Here is an 18,594-nt window from a genome sequence, read left to right as displayed (position 1 = left end):
AAGGAAGCAAACACGATGGCTGACATGATGAAGGTAGCGTTATCCACCCAGGCTGCGGCCGCCTATTGGGGCGAGGGCGCCCAGCTCAGTTTCAATGGCGACGAGGCACTGATCCATCTTGGTGCCGCCGCTCAGGAGAAGGATGTTCTGCGTACCGTTCAGCGCGCCGCCCGTCGCCTCGAATCGAGCGGGATCAAGCGGGTGACGCTGGCTGGTGAGGGGTGGGATCTGGAGCGTCGCTACGCGTTCGCCCAGGGGTTCTACGCCGCCAAGGGTGCGCGTGAACTGGATTTTGGCCAGCAGAGCGACGCGGAAGCCCGTGAACTGGATGCGCTGCTCAAGGCGGCTCGCTGGGTACGTGACATCACCAATGGTTGTCCGGAAGAGATCTACCCCATGAGTCTGGCGGAATCGGCCCTGTTGCTCATTCGTGGTATCGCCGGGGATCAGGTTACTGCCCGCATCACCGCCGGTGAAGCGCTGCGCGAGTCCGGCCATATCGGGATCTGGTCGGTTGGCCGTGGCAGCGAGCGCGAGCCGGTGCTGCTGGAGCTTGACTACAACCCGACCGGTGATCGCAATGCGCCCGTGGTAGCGGCGCTGGTGGGCAAGGGGATCACTTTCGATTCTGGCGGCTACTCCATGAAGTCCTCTGACAACATGCTGCCGATGAAGTCCGATATGGGCGGCGCGGCCATGGTGACCGGCGCGCTGGCGCTGGCTATCAGCCGCGGTCTGAACCAGCGGGTGAAGCTCATTCTCTGCTGCGCCGAGAACCTGGTCTCCGGCCACGCCTTCAAGCTGGGCGACATCCTTACCTACAAGAACGGGGTTTCGGTCGAGATCCAGAACACCGATGCGGAAGGGCGTCTGGTGCTGGCCGATGGCCTGATGGCGGCCTCCGACAGCGGTGCGGCTTATATCCTTGACGCAGCCACCCTGACCGGCGCCGCCAAGATGGCGCTGGGGCGCGACTACAATGCGGTGTTTGCCCTCGATGAGACCGAACAGCTGCGTGCGCTGGCCGCCGCCAAGTTGGAAAACGAGCAGGCGTGGGCGCTTCCGCTGGAGCCCTGGCATGCCAGCCAGCTCACCTCGGCCTTTGCCGATCTGGGCAACGTCGCCTCGGCCGAAGGCACGGCCGGTGCCACCACGGCTGCTGCGTTCCTTTCCCGTTTCGTACGTGATGAGGGCAAAGGCTGGGTGCACCTGGATCTGGCAGCCTCCTATCAGAAATCGGGCAATGATCTCTGGGCAACCGGCGCCAAGGGCCACGGTCTGCGCACCATCGCACGCTGGCTGCAGGAGGTGACCGCATGAATGTCTGGCTGAGTCGTGAATTTGCACCGGCCGAGTGGGGGGAGGGGGCGCTGCTCTCTCACCGTGCCGACGGCATGGTGATCCATCTGGTGACGGCCAATCCGCTGCTCGATATCCAGCAGGCGGCCCGTCGCCTCTGCCAGCAGGGGATCCAGAAAGTGACCCTGGCTGGTCACTGGGAGCGTGAACAGCAGTGGGCTTTTGCCCAAGGGCTGCAAACCCCCAAGGCGGAGGTGCAACTGCAGTGGGCCATGTCCTCGGAAGAGGACAGAGAGGAGCTGGAAGCGCGTTGGCTCTGCGGCCGCTGGGTGCGCGAGATGACCAATGCCACCCCGGAGCAGTTGGGCCCGCTGGAGCTGGCGGTGGAAGCGGCCTCATTTATCACCGAGCTGGCGCCGGATAAGGTGAGTCATCGCATTTTGAAAGGCGAAGCGCTGCAACAGGCGGGCTGGGTCGGCCTCTATCAGGTGGGCCGCGGTAGTGCGCGTGAACCGGTATTGCTGGAGCTCGACTTCAACCCGGGGCGTGACCCCAAGGCGCCGGTGGCGGCAGCGTTGGTGGGCAAGGGGATCACCTTTGACTCCGGCGGCTACTCCATGAAGAGCTCCGAGGGGATGCTCACCATGAAGTGCGACATGGGTGGTGCGGCGATTGTCACCGGTGCGCTGGCGCTGGCTATGCTGCGCGGGCTCGACAAGCGGGTGAAGCTGATCCTCTGCTGCGCCGAGAACCTGGTCTCCGGCCACGCCTACAAGCTGGGCGACATCCTCACCTACAAGAACGGCACCACGGTCGAGATTGTGAATACCGATGCCGAGGGGCGGCTGGTACTGGCCGATGGCCTGCAACTGGCGAGCGAGTCCGGCGCACCGCTGATCATCGATGCCGCGACTCTGACTGGTGCTGCCGTGATGGCGCTGGGTGGGCGCTACAATGCTCTGTTCGGCCTCGACAAAGGGTTGGTAAGCCGCGCAATGACCTATGCCGATGCCGAGCATGAGCCTGCCTGGCCGCTGCCGCTGGAGGCCTGGCACCGCCAGCAGTGCCCCTCCCATTACGCCGACACGGCCAACAGCCGTCCGGTGAAGGGGGGCGGGCCGGGTGGCGCCTCCAACGCGGCGGGTTTCCTCTCCCGTTTCGTTGCCAACGAAGGGATGGGCTGGTTGCATATCGATCTGGCCGCCTGCTTCAGTGACAACGGCGATGCCCTCTGGGCGCCGGGGGCCAATACCCTGGGGATGCGCACCATAGCGCGGGCCCTGCTGGCGGAAGCCAAATAGGCGAGACAAGGCACCTTCGGGTGCCTTTTTCATGCTGTTCGAATTGTGAACAAAAGATGGGGTTTTGGCGGCTTAAGGTAACTATCGTGCGCAAGCGCACATATTTTCCGGCTCTGCTCGGTCAAGATGAGTGTGGATGTTGATTGCAAGGGAGTGATGTTTAATAAAAAGTTGCTTGTTTGTGTGTTTTTCCGGTTTTTGTTTACGTATAATCGCCAGCGAACATGGATTCTAACAATAAAACTCTGTAGTTAAGGAAAGATATCAATGGCCATCGAACGTACCTTCTCTATCGTTAAACCGGATGCTGTCAGCAAGAACCTGATCGGTGCCATCTATAGCCGTTTCGAAAGCGCAGGCTTGAAAGTGGTGGCATCCAAAATGCTGCACATGAGCAGTGAACAGGCTGCCGGTTTCTATGCCGAGCATCAGGGCAAGCCTTTTTATGACAATCTGGTCAGCTTCATGACCTCTGGTCCTGTCATGGTGCAGGTGCTGGAAGGGGAAGACGCCATCCGTCGCAATCGCGAGATCATGGGTGCTACCAACCCGAAAGAGGCGCTGGCTGGTACCTTGCGTGCCTGTTATGCCGAGAGCATCGATCGCAACGCAGTGCATGGCTCTGATGCACCTGCATCCGCTGCCCGCGAAATTGCCTACTTCTTCTCTGACAACGAGATCTGCCCGCGCGGCTGATTTTTGTGGATGATGACCCAAGGGAGCCTCGGCTCCCTTTGTTGTTTTCGCCGTTTACGCAATATCCCTCTATTCTCCAGGTGGAAAGCCAGACCCATTATTTGTACAATGCCGCCCCCTGACGTCGTCAGCCAATAATTGATGAAGTGTTTGAACTGAGGCCATTGATGAGCGAAACAAAAATCAACCTGCTGGATCTTGATCGGGATGCCATGCGTGCCTTTTTCGTCGAACTGGGCGAGAAGCCATTCCGGGCAGATCAGGTCATGAAGTGGATCTATCACTTTGGGTGTGATGATTTCGATCAGATGACCAACGTCAACAAGGTGCTCAAAGAGCGCCTCAAGGCGATCGCCGAGATCAAGGCGCCCGAGATCAGCCGCGAGCAGCGCTCTGCCGATGGCACCATCAAGTGGGCTCTGCAGGTGGGCGATCAGGAGGTAGAGACCGTCTACATCCCGGAAGATGACCGCGCGACCCTCTGCGTCTCCTCTCAAGTTGGCTGTGCGCTGGAGTGCAAGTTCTGCTCCACGGCTCAACAAGGCTTCAACCGCAATCTGAAAGTCTCCGAGATCATCGGTCAGGTGTGGCGTGCGGCCCGCGTGGTCGGTGGCAAGCGTCCCATCACCAACGTGGTGATGATGGGGATGGGCGAGCCGCTGCTCAACCTCGCCAACGTGGTGCCCGCCATGCGTCTGATGATGGATGACTACGGCTTTGGCATCTCCAAGCGCAGGGTGACCATCTCCACCTCTGGCGTGGTACCTGCGCTGGACAAGCTGGGTGACCAGATCGACGTGGCGCTGGCTATCTCCCTGCACGCCCCGAACGACAAGTTGCGTTCAGAGATCATGCCGATCAACGACAAGTACAACATCGAGGAGTTCCTCGCCGGTGTCCGTCGTTACCTGGCCAAATCCAATGCCAATGGTGGTCGGGTGACCGTCGAATATGTGCTGCTCGATCATATCAATGACGATATGCAGCATGCTCACGAGCTGGCCAAGGTGCTCAAGGATACCCCGAGCAAGATCAATCTGATCCCGTTCAACCCCTTCCCGGGCAACCCTTACGGCAAGCCGAGCAACAGTCGTATCGATCGCTTCTCCAAGGTGCTGATGGAGTACGGTTTCACCGTAATTGTCCGCAAGACCCGTGGTGATGACATCGATGCCGCCTGTGGTCAGCTGGTGGGTGACGTGATTGACCGTACCAAGCGAACTATCAAAAATCGGATGCAACAGGATGGGATTTCCGTCAAAATGGTTTAAATGCTAAGCCATTGTATAGACAGGGAATGGATACACGTACATTGATCGTAGTGGCAGCGCTCTGCGCGCTGCCTGGCTGTGTGACCGAGACCACTTACGCTGGCCAGAACTCGACCCAGCGTGAAGTGGGTCCTGACCTCAAGGCGGCTGCCCAAACCCGCCTTGACCTGGGTATCCAGTACCTGCGTCAGGGCAATGCCGAGCAGGCCAAGTTCAATCTTGACCGCGCCCTCCAGTATGACCCCTCCAACCCCCAGATCCAGATCGGTTTTGCCTACTTTTACCAGAAGGTAGGAGATTTCAAGGCAGCCGAGACCCATTACAAGAACGCCCTTGCCATGGATCCGTCCAATGCTGACGCAATGAACAACTATGGTGCCTTCCTCTGTGATCGCGGCAGGTATGCCGAGGCAGATCAGGCGTTCAACCAGGCTGTTATTCAGCCAGGCTATGTAAAAATTGCCGATACCTATGAAAATGCGGCACTTTGTGCGCTGCAAAATCGCAGAAATGATAAAGCAGGCGAGTACTATCGCCTGGCCTTGGGGTATAATCCCCGCAATCCAGGGTTATTGCTGGACTTGGCCGAGCTTTCCATGAAAGATGGCAAGCTGCCTGATGTGCAATCCTACCTCGCCCGTTTTGCCGATGTGTCAGACGAGAACGAGGAGAGTCTCTGGTTGAGACTTCAGCTGGCACAGGCGATGGACAAGCCGGCATTACTTCACCAATTCGGGACTGAGCTGGTAAGGCAATATCCCACTTCGCAACAAGCCAAGCGTTATTTAGCCAATGACTATTGAACAGCAACACGATTTCCAAGACGACTCCCAGGCAGTAGGCCCAGGCCAATTGCTGCGCAACGCCCGTGAACAGCTTGGCTGGACACGAGAACAAGTTGCGTCCCGCATTCACCTTCGTCTGACCCTGATCGCCGCTATCGAATCGGATACCTACGACAAGCACACCTCCCATACCTTTATTCGGGGCTATCTGCGTACCTATGCCAAGCTGGTCGGGATCCCCGACGAGACCATTTTGGCCGCTTACGACAAGCTGGGTCTGACTCCTCCCGACAATATCGACATGCAGAGCTTCTCCCGTCGCTCCCGCCAGCAAGCCAACGACAGTCGGCTCAAGGTGGTGACCTGGCTGGTGATCCTGGTGTTGATTGCGCTCTCGGTCGCCTGGTGGTGGCAGAGTACTTCACGCCGCTCCGCCGGTGATGAAGCGCTGGCAGCCACCGAGATGAGTGCAACCAGTTCGACTCCGGCTGAACCTGCTATCACGCCGCCCGATGCGATCAACACCGCCCCGGTGGAAGGCGCAGCCATCGCACCGGCCGCAACTGACATGACTGCCCCAGTGGTGGTTTCCGATGCGACGGCTACCCTGGCGCCTGCTTCTGCGGCTGTGGCCCCGAGCGATGTCAGTGCGGCTGTCGGCACTGCGACTGATGCTGCGGTATCCGGTGCCAATGGCACCGAATCTGAAGAGGCTGTCGTTGATCCGGCGACTGCGCCGCAACTGAAGATGAGCTTCACCGCCGATTGCTGGCTGGATGTGAAGGATGCCAACGGCAAGACCCTGTTCAGTGGTCTGAAGAAGGCCAACGACGAGCTGGTGCTGGAAGGCGCCGAGCCCCTGAAGTTCATCATTGGCGCGCCCATGGCCGTCAAGCTTGACTACAAGGGGCAGTCGTTTGATATGAGCCGTTACAACAACGGTCGTACAGCCCGCTTCTCACTGCCGCAGGAGTAATCTGTTTCCCATGTCTTCTCACGAATCACCCATCATTCGTCGTAAATCCAGACAGATCATGGTTGGTAATGTACCGGTTGGGGGCGATGCCCCCATTACCGTGCAGACCATGACCAACACCAAGACCACAGATATCGCCGCCACCATCGAGCAGATCCAGCGGATCGAGCGGGTCGGTGCCGATATCGTCCGTGTCTCCGTGCCCACCATGGAGGCGGCGGAAGCCTTCCGGCTCATCAAACAGCAGACCCGCATCCCCATCGTCGCCGATATCCACTTCGACTATCGCATCGCCTTGAAAGTGGCCGAGTACGGTGCCGACTGCCTGCGTATCAACCCGGGCAACATCGGCAACGAGCAGCGGGTGCGCTCGGTGGTCGATTGCGCGCGCGACCTCAATATCCCGATCCGTATCGGGGTCAATGGCGGGTCGCTGGAGAAAGATATTCAGGAGAAGTACGGCGAGCCGACCCCCGAAGCGCTGGTGGAGTCCGCCATGCGTCACGTGGACTACCTCGATCGCCTCGATTTCCAGGACTTCAAGGTGAGTGTCAAGGCCTCTGATGTGTTCCTGGCAGTCGGTGCCTATCGCCTGCTGGCCAAGCAGATCGAGCAGCCGCTGCACCTTGGCATCACCGAAGCGGGCGGTTTCCGTGCCGGCGCGGTGAAGTCTGCCATCGGTCTGGGCATGCTGCTCACCGACGGCATCGGCGATACCCTGCGTATCTCGCTGGCGGCGGATCCTGTGGAGGAGGTGAAGGTCGGTTTCGATATCCTCAAATCCCTGCGTATTCGCTCCCGTGGCATCAACTTTATCGCTTGCCCATCCTGCTCACGGCAGGAGTTCGATGTGATCGCCACCGTCAATGCGCTGGAAGAGCGGCTCGAAGATATCATCACCCCGATGGATGTCTCCATCATCGGTTGCGTGGTGAATGGCCCGGGCGAAGCACTCGTCTCCGATCTTGGTCTGGCGGGTGCCGCCAACAAGAGTGCCTTCTATGAAGGGGGCCAGCGGGTCGATCGGCTCGACAACAAGGATCTCATTCCAACTCTGGAGCGCCGCATTCGCGCCCGCGCCGCCATGCTGGATCCCGCTAACCGGATCCCGATGGACAAGGAGTGAGCGAAACAGGGCCACATTGGGTGGCCCTTTTTCCAGGTGACTGATTTTAAATCCCGCATCCGGATTCCCTGATTTTACCTTGGGGGGGAAAATCCCTATAATGCGGCCAAATTTTACCTCTTTTTCTCGAGTATCAACGTGGCAAAACAGATCCAAGCTATTCGCGGTATGAATGATTGCCTGCCGGAGCAGAGCCCGGTATGGCAGAAGGTTGAACAGATCCTGCGCCAGGTCGTTGCCAGCTATGGCTACAGCGAAGTGCGCATGCCGATTGTCGAGCAGACTCATCTGTTCAAGCGCGCCATCGGTGAAGTGACCGACGTGGTCGAAAAAGAGATGTACACCTTTGAAGATCGCAACGGCGACAGCCTGAGCCTGCGTCCGGAAGGGACCGCCAGCTGCGTCCGTGCCGGTATTGAACACGGTCTGCTCTACAACCAGGAACGCCGGATGTGGTACATGGGCCCCATGTTCCGTCACGAGCGTCCCCAGAAGGGCCGTTATCGCCAGTTCCACCAGTTCGGTGTCGAGCTGTTTGGCATCAACGGGCCGGACATCGACGCTGAGCTGATCATGCTGACCCACCGTCTGTGGCGTCTGTTTGGCATCAGCGAGCATGTCACCCTGCAGCTCAACACCTTGGGTCAGAGCGCCGAGCGTGCCGCTTACCGCGATGCGCTGGTGGCCTATCTGGAGCAGTACAAGGAGCAGCTGGACGAAGAGAGCCAGCGCCGCATGTACAGCAACCCGCTGCGGGTGCTCGACTCCAAGGATGAAAAGGTGCAGGCCATTCTGGCAGATGCCCCGCGTCTGTTCGACCATCTGGGCGAAGAGAGCCTGGCCCACTTCGAGGGACTCAAGCGCCTGCTCGAGTCTGCCGGTATCAAATACGAAGTGAACGAGCGTCTGGTGCGTGGTCTTGACTACTACAACCTGACCGTATTCGAGTGGGTCACCAGCAGTCTGGGTGCCCAGGGCACCGTCTGTGCCGGTGGCCGCTACGATGGTCTGGTAGAACAGCTGGGCGGTCAACCGACCCCGGCCGTGGGCTTTGCCATGGGCATGGAGCGTCTGGTGCTGATGCTGGAGACCCTCGAGCTCAACGCCGATATCCGCCCGGCGGTGGATGTATATCTGGCGATGGTGGGCGAGGGGACCGAGCAGGCTGGCTTCCAGCTGGCCGAGCGTCTGCGCGATGCCCTGCCGGACTTGCGCCTGATGAGCCACTGCGGTGGTGGCAACTTCAAGAAACAACTCAAACGTGCCGACAAGAGCGGCGCGGCAATCGCCCTGATCCTTGGTGAAACCGAGGTGCAAAACGGGGAGATCACTATCAAATATCTGCGTGGTCAGGCCGAGCAACAGACCGTCAAGGTTGACGCCGCCATTGCCCTGCTGGCAGCCAAAGGAGAGTAAGCTGTGGAAGTCTATACCACCGAAGAACAACAGGTTGAGGTTATCAAGGAGTGGTGGAAAGAGAACGGAACCTCGGTGATTGCCGGGACCGTGATCGGTCTGGTCGGTCTGTTCGGCTGGCGCTATTACAACCAGCACCAGCAAGAGACCATGGAGGCCTCCTCCCACTCTTACAACCAGGTGATTGAGCAGCTGGCCAAGGGCGATGCCGCCGGTTTCGAGCAGGCACAGCAGTTTGTTACCGCCAACAAGGGTGACTCCTACGGTGAACTGGCCGCGTTGCAACTGGCTGCAGCTGCCGTCAAGGCGGGCAAGCTGGATCTGGCTGTCGAGCAGCTGGAGCTGGTGGCGACCACGGGTGACGAGAGCATTCGTCCCATCGCGGCGCTGCGTCTGGCCCGTGTGCTGAATGATCAGGGCAAGGCAGATGAAGCGCTGGCCAAGCTGGCAACCATCCAGAATGAGGCCTTCAAGGCGCAGGTAGCCGAAGCCCGTGGTGATGTGCTGCAAAAGCAGGGCAAGACCGAAGAGGCTCGTGATGCCTATCAGGCGGCGGCGGATGCCGGCGGCCTGCAGGGTAGCGCCGAGCTCAAGCTGAAAATGGACGATCTGGCCTTGCCAGCCGTTGCGACTGGTGAGGCACCGGATGCGTAATCTATTCAAGATGGTGGCGCTGGGGGCTGCGGTCTCCTTCGCTCTGCAGGGTTGCTCCCTGTTCAGTTCCGAAGAGGATCTCAACCCGATGGCGCCGCTGCCCAAGGTTGAATCTGCCTTCACTGCCGACACTGCATGGTCATCTACTGTGGGTGATGGCATCGGTGACTTCTACTCCCAGCTCAAGCCGGTGGTGGAAGAGGATCGTATCTATGCGGCGGCCCGTGACGGCGATGTCAGCGCCTTTGACCGTGCCAGTGGTGATCGCCTCTGGACCGTCGATCTGGCCGACCTGCCGGTCAACGCCGACAAGCGCAGCGCCCGCCTTTCCGGCGGCCTGGTTTCCCGTTACGGCAAGCTGTTCCTCGGTTCCGAGAACGGGGTGGTCTACGCCCTGAACGAAGAGAATGGCGAAGTGCTGTGGCAGACCAATGTGCCCGGTGAAGTGGTGGCAAGCCCCGCGGTGGAAGATGGCCGCGTGGTGGTGTTGACCACCTCCGGTAGCCTGATCGCCCTCGACACTGATGAAGGCAAGATGCAGTGGTCGCTCTCCGAAGAGCAACCACCGCTGACCCTGCGCAGTGTCGGTGCACCGGTGATCACCAACGGCGCCGTGATTTACGGTCGTGCCGATGGCAAGGTGGGCATCGCCCTGCTGAGCAACGGCCAGCCTGTGCGCCAGTCCAAGGTGGCTGATCCGCGCGGTGCCACCGAGCTGGACCGCATGGTTGACGTCGATGCCAGCCCGCTGATTGCCGGTGATGAGCTCTATGCCATCGCCTACAACGGTCAGCTGATGGCGCGCAAACTGATGACCGGCGATGAAGTGTGGAAGCGCAAGTATTCCGGCTATCGCGATCTGGCGATGACCGGCAATGCCATCGTGCTGACCGACAGTCGCAGCCATCTGTTTGCCATCGACCGTCGCAACGGTCTGGAGCTGTGGTCCAACACCCAGCTGGAAAATCGTACCGTCACTGCACCTGTCATCTTCGGTGACTATGTGGTGGTGGGTGATGTGGAAGGATACCTGTATTGGCTTGATCGTACCGACGGTACCATCAAGGCGATGCAGCAGCTCGATAGCAGTGGTCTCTATGCCGCCCCGCTGGTGGATGGCGAGACCCTGTATGTGCAGAGCCGTGACGGCAAGTTGTACGCCCTCAAGCGTCCTTGATCGTCCGATAATGTGAATATCCGGCTCCTGGTCTTCGGACCCGGAGCCTTTGTCGTCTTGAGAATGAGGCTTTTATGACTCCTGTAGTAGCCCTGGTGGGCCGCCCCAACGTGGGGAAATCCACCCTGTTTAACCGCTTGACCCGTACTCGGGATGCCCTGGTTGCCGATTTTCCCGGTCTGACCCGGGACCGTAAATACGGTCAGGCGAAGTTGGGCGAGCTGGAATTTATCGTGGTCGATACTGGCGGTATCGATGGCACCGAAGAGGGGATCGAGCTGAAGATGGCCGAGCAATCTCTGCTGGCCATCGAAGAAGCGGACGTCGTGCTGTTCATGGTGGATGCCCGTGCCGGTCTGACCGCGGCGGATCAAGCCATCGCCGAGCACTTGCGCAAGGCCCACAAGAAGGTATTTCTGGTGGCCAACAAGACCGACGGTATCGACGGTGATTCCGCGGTCTCCGAGTTCTACGGTCTGGCGCTGGGCGAGGTCTACCAGATCGCGGCCGCACACGGTCGTGGCGTGCTGAGCCTGCTGGAACTGGCCCTGGCTCCCCATCTGGAGACCCTGGTCGACTCCGCTACCGATGAAGATGCGCAGGATGAGGAAGAGGAGGACTTCGACGAAGAAGCCCTGCTGCGCATGGTGGCTGCCGGTGAACTCGATACCAAAGAGGACACCAAGGAGACCCCGTTCGCCGACCTGCCCATCAAGTTCGCCATCGTCGGTCGTCCCAACGTCGGTAAATCTACCCTGACCAACCGTATGCTGGGTGAAGATCGGGTCATCGTCTATGACATGCCCGGCACCACCCGTGACTCCGTTTACATTCCGATGGAGCGTGACGAGCAGAAGTATGTGGTTATCGACACCGCCGGTGTGCGTCGTCGTGGCAAGGTGCACGAGACGGTGGAGAAGTTCTCCGTTATCAAGACCCTGAAAGCCATCGAAGATGCCAACGTTTGCCTGCTGGTGATCGACGCCCAGGAGACCATCACCGATCAGGACTTGAGCATCCTTGGCTATGTGCTCCACGCCGGTCGCTCCGTCGTGCTGGTGGTGAACAAGTGGGATGGTCTGGATCAGAAGGTGAAAGAGGATGTGAAGAACGAGCTGGATCGTCGCTTGGGCTTCATCGACTTCGCCCGCGTCCACTTCATCTCCGCCCTGCACGGTAGCGGCGTCGGCCACCTGTTTGAATCCATTCAGGAGGCTTACCAGTCCGCCACCCGTCGTACCAGCACGGCCATGCTGACCCGCATCATGCAGATGGCGCAGGAAGATCACCAGCCGCCGATGGTCAATGGTCGCCGCGTCAAGCTCAAGTATGCCCACGCCGGTGGCTACAACCCGCCGCGCATCGTGATCCACGGCAACCAGCTGAACGACTTGCCGGACTCCTACAAGCGGTATCTGATCAACTACTTCCGCAAGTCCCTCAAGATCATGGGCTCGCCGATCCGGGTCGAGTTCCAGGAGTCGGTCAACCCGTTTGAAGGCAAGAAAAACACCATGACCCTGAGTCAGGAACGTCAGCGCAAACGCCTGCTGAAAATGAAGAAGAAATAAGTCCTTGCGGCTGCCCTCACCGGCAGCCGCTTTGTTATCCTCGCCATGTTAAGGTGAGGAATAAGGGGAGGGGGATCTGCCATGGAACAAGACCATGGCAGATCCACTTTCGAGGAGTTGATTATGGAAGCCCTGTTTTGCCCGTCATGCCAGGCTGAACTGGATACCCGCAGCAAGGAGCAAACCTGTGGCCAGTGTCAGGTCAATGTCCGCGTCACGGCCATCTGCCCCACCTGCCAGCAGGAGCTGGAGCGTCTCAAGGCGTGCGGCGCGGTGGATTACTTCTGCAACCACTGCAACTCGCTGATCTCCAAGCGGACGGTACAGTTCAAGGCGGCGCTGGTGTAAGACGATAATCAGGTGAGAAAGAAGATAAAAAAACCCGGCGAATGCCGGGTTTATGCTGTGTGCTCTGCAATAAGCAGGGTATAGGATCGATTTCTGCGCCACAGGTTGCGCTTGATGTCATTAAGCTTGAGTTTGCGTCTGGGGCTCCAGCTGCACTTCGCTTTTCTGACCAGACTGATTTTTCTACGTTTTTGCATCTTGGTCTCCTCCCAACTCAGGTGGCCATCCCGGCCTTGGGTCATTGATGGAGCCCATCCGAAATTGCTGTTATTTAATCTCTCAACATAATGAAAACAATGCGATTTCGGATAGGCTCCGATGTGAATCGATGGTAACAGAGAAGTTTGCGTGAAAACAGCCGAATAATGGCTGGTTAGCGCATGGTGATTTGATTGACCACTTCGGCGATGGCGGTGGGGCGCTCGGCTAGCTCGGGCTCGCTGTCGTTGTCGAGACTCTCCCGCTGATGTGCCTTCTGCTGCTCGTTGTCGAGCCAGAGCAGACTCTGGTAATACTGGCGCACGTTGTTGACATAGTTGCGCGCCTCGCTGCCACGGGCATAGCCGTAACGTACCTTGCGGTGCCAGCGCGCTTGCTGTAGCAGCGGCAGCACCTCTTTCACGTCGCTCCAGGCGTCAGGATTCTTGCCGAGCTCTTTGGTCAGGCGGCGGGCGTCCATCATGTGGCCGTAACCTATGTTGTAGGCGGTGAGGGCAAACCACACCTTCTCGTCATCGGGCACCGAATCCGGCACCTTCTCCATCATCTGTTGCAGATAGAGGGAGCCACCCTTGATGCTCTCTTCCGGATGAAGCCGGTCGTTGACTCCCATCGCCTTGGCGGTGGGCTCGGTCAGCATCATCATGCCGCGCACGCCGGTGTAGGAGCGGGCCTGCGGGTCCCAGTGGGACTCCTGATAGCTGATGGCGGCGAGCAGACGCCAGTCGATATTCTTGGCGTGAGTCTGGAACAGCGGCTGGTACTTGGGCAGCAGGCTCTTGGCGCGCTTGAGGAAGGTGCGGGTATCGACAAAGTCGAAGTTCTGCACGTGGCCGAAGTACTTCTCGTCCAGCTTGGCGATGGCACCATCCATAAAGCGCTGACCGAAGAAGTCGATCACGCTGGCATAGAGGCTGTCATCGGGCAGCTTGCTCATGGCCCAGGCAACGGTCTGCTTCTGGGCCAGGGTCAGCCCCTCGGTGAGCTCCGGGTAGTAGCGCTGGGTACGGGCCAGCACGGTATCCTGCACCACCGTGTAGTCAATCTTGCCATCCACCACCTGCTTGAGCAGCTCCTCCACATCGGCGTTGTCGCTGGTGCTCCAGGCTAGTTTCGGATTTTCTTTGCTCATCTCTTTGAGCAGATCTTCACCGGTGGAGCCGGCGGCCACCACCAGCTTGCCCTTGATATCGTTTAACGAGGCAGGCTTGGGTTTGCCGTTGCGGTAGACCAGTTTGGGAGAGACCTGATAGAAGCCTGGGCCGAAGCGAAACAGCTCGCGCCGTTCGGGGGTGACCATGATGGCGGCAGCTGCCAGATCGAGTTTGCCCTTTTTCAGCAGGGTGACCAGTTGGTCAGTGGTGTCGACCGGGATGATGGTGAGTTTCACCCCCAACCAGTCGGCATAATTTTGCGCCAGCTCGTAATCGAACCCCTGGGCGAGGTCGTCACGCTGGTAATAGGAGGTGGGACCATAGATGGTGCCAACCCGGATCTCGCCTCGCTGGCGGATCTGCTCCAGCTGGCTGGAGGGGCTATAGAAGTCGCAGCCAACCAGCGTCAGCGTCAACAACAGCCCGATAAACAGTCGAAAAATGCAGCGCAAGTAGGTGAGTACCTTTGTTGAAAAAATCGGCATTTGTCAAAAAAGAGGCACCTTTATACCAGAGAGTGTGCGCAGAGTCACACTGCACGAAGTGAGAAAAACGTTTGTCCGCTGTGAGCCAGATCCCTATAATACGCGCGTCTCAATTCCCCCCCACTTTAAAACTTGGTGAGAAAGGTCATATGGATATCTTGCGTGGTGCCCCAGCACTGTCTGATTTTCGTGTCCAAAAACTGCTGCAACGCTTCGCACAGATGAGAAACGAGAGTGGAGTAGAGAGCGGAGTAGAGATAGAGGATGTCTATGCCGAGTATGTGCACTTTGCCGAGCTGACAAGTCCCCTCTCTCCCCCGAGCGAGCGACCTTGGGCCAGCTCTTGCGCTACGGCCCGACCATCCCCGAACACACCCCCAGCGGTCAGCTGTTTCTTGTTACCCCCCGCCCCGGCACTATCTCCCCCTGGTCTTCCAAAGCAACCGACATCGCCCACAACTGCGGCCTGAAACAGGTCAAGCGGCTGGAGCGTGGTATTGCCTATTACCTGACCATCAAGGGGCAGGGTGAGCTGAGTGCCGCCCAGCGCAGCGCCATTGCCGCCGTGCTCCATGATCGGATGATGGAAGTGGTGTTTGCCGAGATGAGCGAAGCTGCCGCCCTGTTTGCTCACCACGAGCCGCGCCCCTTCACCCAGGTGGATGTGCTGGGCGGTGGTCGCGCAGCCCTGGCCGACGCCAACGTGGCGCTCGGTCTGGCGCTGGCCGACGACGAAATCGACTATCTGGTGGAGAACTTCACCAAGTTGGGTCGCAACCCCAACGACATCGAGCTCTACATGTTCGCCCAGGCGAACTCCGAGCACTGCCGTCACAAGATCTTCAATGCCGACTGGACCATCGATGGCGAGCAGCAGCCCAAGTCGCTATTCAAGATGATCAAGAACACCTTCGAGCAGACGCCGGATCATGTCCTCTCTGCCTATAAAGACAACGCCGCCGTGATGGAAGGGAGCCAGGGTGGCCGCTTCTTCCCGAGCCCGGCCAACGGCGAATACCAGTATCACCAGGAACAGGTCGACATCCTGATGAAGGTGGAGACCCACAACCACCCGACCGCGATCTCCCCGTTCCCGGGCGCAGCCACCGGCTCCGGCGGCGAGATCCGCGACGAGGGAGCCACCGGTCGCGGTGCCAAGCCCAAGGCGGGTCTGGTCGGTTTCTCCGTCTCCAACCTGCGCATTCCCGGCTTCGAGCAGCCCTGGGAGCAGGATTTCGGCAAGCCGAGCCGTATCGTCAGTGCCTTCGACATCATGCAGGAGGGGCCGCTCGGCGGAGCCGCGTTTAACAACGAGTTCGGCCGTCCGGCCATTCTCGGCTACTTCCGTACCTTCGAAGAGGAGGTGCCGAGCCACAACGGCGTCGAGGTGCGTGGCTACCACAAACCCATCATGCTGGCAGGCGGCATCGGCAACATCCGCACCGAACATGTCCAGAAAGGGGAGATCCCGGTCGGCGCTGCGCTGATCGTGCTGGGCGGCCCGGCGATGAACATCGGTCTGGGCGGTGGTGCCGCATCCTCCATGGCCTCCGGCCAGTCAGCCGAAGATCTCGACTTTGCCTCGGTGCAGCGTGACAACCCCGAGATGGAGCGCCGTTGCCAGGAGGTGATCGATCGCTGCTGGCAGCTGGGTGACGACAACCCCATCGTCTTTATCCACGATGTGGGGGCGGGCGGTCTCTCCAACGCCATGCCGGAGCTGGTCAACGACGGTGAGCGTGGCGGTCGTTTCGATCTGCGCGCCATCCAGAGCGACGAGCCGGGCATGAGCCCGCTGGAGATCTGGTGCAACGAATCCCAGGAGCGTTACGTGCTAGCGGTAGCGCAGGACAAGCTGCCGCTGTTCAAGGCCCTGTGCGAACGTGAGCGCGCACCCTATGCCGTCATCGGCACCGCGACCGAAGAGAAGCATCTGACCCTCTCTGACAGCCACTTTGACAATCAGCCCATCGATCTGCCGCTGGACGTGCTGCTCGGCAAGGCGCCCAAGATGCACCGTGACGTGGTGACCCTCCCAGCACAGGGCAAAGCGCTCCAGCTCGATGGCATCACTTTGAGTGACGCGGCCGAGCGGGTTCTGCGTCTGCCGACCGTAGCGGAGAAGTCCTTCCTTATCACCATCGGCGATCGCAGCGTGACCGGTCTGGTCAATCGCGACCAGATGGTTGGTCCCTGGCAGATCCCGGTGGCCGATTGCGCCGTCACTGCTGCCACCTACGACAGCTATCACGGCGAAGCCATGTCCATGGGCGAGCGTACCCCGGTGGCGCTGCTCTCCCACGCCGCCTCCGCTCGCATGGCGGTAGCGGAAGCGCTCACCAACCTGGCGCCGGCTCATATCGGGTCGCTGAAGCGGGTCAAGCTCTCCGCCAACTGGATGGCCGCTGCCGGTCACCCGGGGGAAGATGCCGGTCTCTATGAGGCGGTCAAAGCGGTGGGCGAGGAGCTCTGCCCGGCTCTTGGTATCACCATTCCGGTGGGCAAGGACTCCATGTCCATGAAGACCCGCTGGCAGCAGGATGGCAAGGAGCACAGCGTCACCTCGCCGCTCTCCCTGCTCATCTCCGCTTTTGCCCGGGTCGAGGATGTGCGTAACACGGTTACTCCGCAACTGCGTACCGATCTCGGTGAAACCGACCTTATCCTCGTCGACCTTGGCAATGGCAAGCAGCGCCTCGGCGCCTCGGCGCTGGCGCAGGTCTATCGCCAGCTGGGTGACAAGGCGCCGGATCTCGACAATCCGGTCCAGCTCAAGGGCTTCTTCAACGCCATTCAGGCGCTGGTGGCTGATCGCAAACTGATCGCCTACCACGACCGCTCCGACGGTGGCCTGTTCGTCACCCTGACCGAGATGGCGTTTGCCGGCCACTGCGGCCTCGACATCCAGCTCGATCGCATCGGCGGCGAGCTGCTGCCGGCGCTGTTCAACGAAGAGCTGGGCGCCGTCATTCAGGTGCGTCGTGAAGATAAAGAGGCGGTGATGACCCTGCTGGCCGGTCACGGTCTGGCAGCCTGCTCCCATGTGCTCGGCACAGTGCGCGAAGGGGATCTCATCACCTTGCAGCGGGGCGGTCAGGAGGTCTATCGTGCCAGCCGTACCGCTCTTCGCACCATCTGGGGCGAGACCAGCTGGCAGATGCAGCGCCTGCGCGACAACCCCGAGTGCGCGGATCAGGAGCATGCTGCTCGTCAGGACGCCACCGATCCGGGTCTGCATGCCAAGCTGACTTACAACCCGTCCGAGGATGTGGCTGCACCTTACATTGCCCGTGGGGTCTCCCCCCGTCTGGCGGTGCTGCGTGAGCAGGGGGTCAACTCCCACGTGGAGATGGCGGCGGCGTTCGATCGCGCCGGTTTCGCGGCGGTCGATGTCCATATGAGCGACATTCTCTCCGGTCGCATCAAGCTGGAGGAGTTCCAGACCCTGGTGGCCTGTGGCGGCTTCTCCTACGGTGACGTGCTGGGGGCGGGGGAAGGCTGGGCCAAGTCCATCCTGTTCAATGACAACGCCCGCGAGCAGTTCCAGCGCTTCTTCGAGCGTGGCGATACCCTCTCTCTGGGTGTCTGCAACGGTTGCCAGATGATGTCCAACCTGCGGGATCTCATCCCGGGTGCCGATCTCTGGCCGCGCTTTGTGCGCAACCGCTCCGAGCGCTTCGAGGCCCGCTTTAGTCTGGTGCAGGTGCAGGAGTCCCCATCGGCCTTCTTCGCCGGCATGGCAGGCTCGGTGATGCCTATTGCCGTTTCCCACGGGGAAGGGCGTGTCGAGGTGCGCGATGCCGCTCACCTGAGCGCACTGCAGCAGAGCGGTCTGGTAGGGCTGCGCTTTGTCGACAACCGCGGTCAGGTGACCTCGCGTTACCCGGCCAACCCGAACGGCTCGCCGGACGGCATCACCGCAGTGACTACCACCGACGGTCGCGCCACCATCATGATGCCGCACCCGGAGCGGGTGTTCCGCACAGTGGCCAACTCTTGGCACCCCGACAACTGGGGCGAGGACGGCGCCTGGATGCGGATGTTCCGCAACGCCCGGGTTCGTCTGGGTTAATAGAGACAGCACGAGCGCATAAAAACAGAAACCGGCCAATTGGC

Annotated in this window: 14 protein-coding genes and 1 pseudogene; 13 read left to right on the top strand and 2 right to left on the bottom strand. The window is 59.9% G+C overall.

Features of this window, described 5'->3' with window-relative positions; genetic code table 11:
• The first annotated feature begins 15 nt into the window (after positions 1-15).
• The 12 genes from pepB (ACTG19_RS04035) (at position 16) to ACTG19_RS03980 (ending at position 12,620) form a co-directional block, all read left to right on the top strand.
• Positions 16-1,320, top strand: coding sequence for an aminopeptidase PepB (gene pepB / locus ACTG19_RS04035; protein WP_439988767.1), 1,305 nt, complete (start codon positions 16-18; stop codon positions 1,318-1,320).
• Positions 1,317-2,600 (top strand): aminopeptidase PepB, encoded by a 1,284-nt coding sequence (gene pepB, locus ACTG19_RS04030; RefSeq protein ID WP_439988766.1) that lies wholly within the window; start codon positions 1,317-1,319, stop codon positions 2,598-2,600. The genes pepB (ACTG19_RS04035) and pepB (ACTG19_RS04030) overlap by 4 nt, the downstream gene beginning before the upstream one ends.
• Positions 2,601-2,867: 267 nt before the next feature.
• Positions 2,868-3,296: a nucleoside-diphosphate kinase gene (gene ndk / locus ACTG19_RS04025; protein ID WP_005333805.1), complete on the top strand. Its 429-nt coding sequence runs from the start codon at positions 2,868-2,870 to the stop codon at positions 3,294-3,296.
• Between the two features lie 167 nt (positions 3,297-3,463).
• Entirely contained in the window at positions 3,464-4,567 is a 1,104-nt protein-coding gene (locus ACTG19_RS04020; protein ID WP_005344856.1) for a bifunctional tRNA (adenosine(37)-C2)-methyltransferase TrmG/ribosomal RNA large subunit methyltransferase RlmN, read from the top strand.
• 11 nt (positions 4,568-4,578) lie between these two features.
• On the top strand, positions 4,579-5,370 hold the full coding sequence (tapF, locus tag ACTG19_RS04015; RefSeq protein ID WP_439988765.1) for a PilW family type IVa pilus biogenesis/stability lipoprotein TapF: 792 nt from the start codon (positions 4,579-4,581) through the stop codon (positions 5,368-5,370).
• Positions 5,360-6,328 carry a cytoskeleton protein RodZ gene (rodZ, locus tag ACTG19_RS04010; RefSeq protein ID WP_439988763.1) on the top strand — a complete coding sequence of 323 codons (969 nt, stop codon included), beginning with the start codon at positions 5,360-5,362 and terminating at the stop codon, positions 6,326-6,328. Before tapF ends, rodZ begins: the two co-directional genes overlap by 11 nt.
• Positions 6,329-6,338: 10 nt before the next feature.
• Positions 6,339-7,454: a flavodoxin-dependent (E)-4-hydroxy-3-methylbut-2-enyl-diphosphate synthase gene (gene ispG / locus ACTG19_RS04005; RefSeq protein ID WP_439988762.1), complete on the top strand. Its 1,116-nt coding sequence runs from the start codon at positions 6,339-6,341 to the stop codon at positions 7,452-7,454.
• Between the two features lie 138 nt (positions 7,455-7,592).
• Positions 7,593-8,870 (top strand): histidine--tRNA ligase, encoded by a 1,278-nt coding sequence (hisS, locus tag ACTG19_RS04000; RefSeq protein WP_005333799.1) that lies wholly within the window; start codon positions 7,593-7,595, stop codon positions 8,868-8,870.
• A 3-nt stretch (positions 8,871-8,873) separates the two neighbouring features.
• Positions 8,874-9,524 carry a YfgM family protein gene (locus ACTG19_RS03995; protein ID WP_040066512.1) on the top strand — a complete coding sequence of 217 codons (651 nt, stop codon included), beginning with the start codon at positions 8,874-8,876 and terminating at the stop codon, positions 9,522-9,524.
• Entirely contained in the window at positions 9,517-10,701 is a 1,185-nt protein-coding gene (gene bamB, locus ACTG19_RS03990) for an outer membrane protein assembly factor BamB (protein ID WP_121463506.1), read from the top strand. Before ACTG19_RS03995 ends, bamB begins: the two co-directional genes overlap by 8 nt.
• Positions 10,702-10,775: 74 nt before the next feature.
• Positions 10,776-12,272 carry a ribosome biogenesis GTPase Der gene (gene der / locus ACTG19_RS03985; RefSeq protein WP_005333794.1) on the top strand — a complete coding sequence of 499 codons (1,497 nt, stop codon included), beginning with the start codon at positions 10,776-10,778 and terminating at the stop codon, positions 12,270-12,272.
• Between the two features lie 123 nt (positions 12,273-12,395).
• Positions 12,396-12,620, top strand: a complete 225-nt coding sequence (locus ACTG19_RS03980; RefSeq protein WP_439988761.1) for a zinc ribbon domain-containing protein — start codon at positions 12,396-12,398, stop codon at positions 12,618-12,620.
• Positions 12,621-12,670: 50 nt separating this feature from the next.
• Here the strand turns inward: ACTG19_RS03980 and ACTG19_RS03975 are convergent, their stop codons facing one another.
• Entirely contained in the window at positions 12,671-12,817 is a 147-nt protein-coding gene (locus ACTG19_RS03975; RefSeq protein ID WP_227273859.1) for a hypothetical protein, read from the bottom strand.
• A gap of 176 nt (positions 12,818-12,993) precedes the next feature.
• Positions 12,994-14,478, bottom strand: coding sequence for a membrane-bound lytic murein transglycosylase MltF (gene mltF, locus ACTG19_RS03970; RefSeq protein WP_005344877.1), 1,485 nt, complete (start codon positions 14,476-14,478; stop codon positions 12,994-12,996).
• 149 nt (positions 14,479-14,627) lie between these two features.
• Between mltF and purL the strand changes: the two are divergent.
• Positions 14,628-18,550: pseudogene (purL, locus tag ACTG19_RS03965) on the top strand (phosphoribosylformylglycinamidine synthase).
• Positions 18,551-18,594: the final 44 nt, after the last annotated feature.

The sequence above is a fragment of the Aeromonas sp. 3P genome, from assembly GCF_051919745.1.
Classification (GTDB): domain Bacteria; phylum Pseudomonadota; class Gammaproteobacteria; order Enterobacterales; family Aeromonadaceae; genus Aeromonas; species Aeromonas veronii.
The sequence above is the reverse complement of the archived record's forward strand: the minus strand, read 5'-3'. Positions and strand labels throughout refer to the sequence as shown.

Excerpts from the sequence above, each read along its gene's own strand:
- ACTG19_RS03975 (WP_227273859.1), bottom strand. The coding sequence starts at position 12,817 with ATGCAAAAACGTAGAAAAATCAGTCTGGTCAGAAAAGCGAAGTGCAGC.
- rodZ (WP_439988763.1), top strand. The coding sequence starts at position 5,360 with ATGACTATTGAACAGCAACACGATTTCCAAGACGACTCCCAGGCAGTA.
- bamB (WP_121463506.1), top strand. The coding sequence starts at position 9,517 with ATGCGTAATCTATTCAAGATGGTGGCGCTGGGGGCTGCGGTCTCCTTC.
- ndk (WP_005333805.1), top strand. The coding sequence starts at position 2,868 with ATGGCCATCGAACGTACCTTCTCTATCGTTAAACCGGATGCTGTCAGC.
- pepB (WP_439988767.1), top strand. The coding sequence starts at position 16 with ATGGCTGACATGATGAAGGTAGCGTTATCCACCCAGGCTGCGGCCGCC.
- mltF (WP_005344877.1), bottom strand. The coding sequence starts at position 14,478 with ATGCCGATTTTTTCAACAAAGGTACTCACCTACTTGCGCTGCATTTTT.
- pepB (WP_439988766.1), top strand. The coding sequence starts at position 1,317 with ATGAATGTCTGGCTGAGTCGTGAATTTGCACCGGCCGAGTGGGGGGAG.
- ACTG19_RS03980 (WP_439988761.1), top strand. The coding sequence starts at position 12,396 with ATGGAAGCCCTGTTTTGCCCGTCATGCCAGGCTGAACTGGATACCCGC.
- der (WP_005333794.1), top strand. The coding sequence starts at position 10,776 with ATGACTCCTGTAGTAGCCCTGGTGGGCCGCCCCAACGTGGGGAAATCC.
- ACTG19_RS04020 (WP_005344856.1), top strand. The coding sequence starts at position 3,464 with ATGAGCGAAACAAAAATCAACCTGCTGGATCTTGATCGGGATGCCATG.
- ispG (WP_439988762.1), top strand. The coding sequence starts at position 6,339 with ATGTCTTCTCACGAATCACCCATCATTCGTCGTAAATCCAGACAGATC.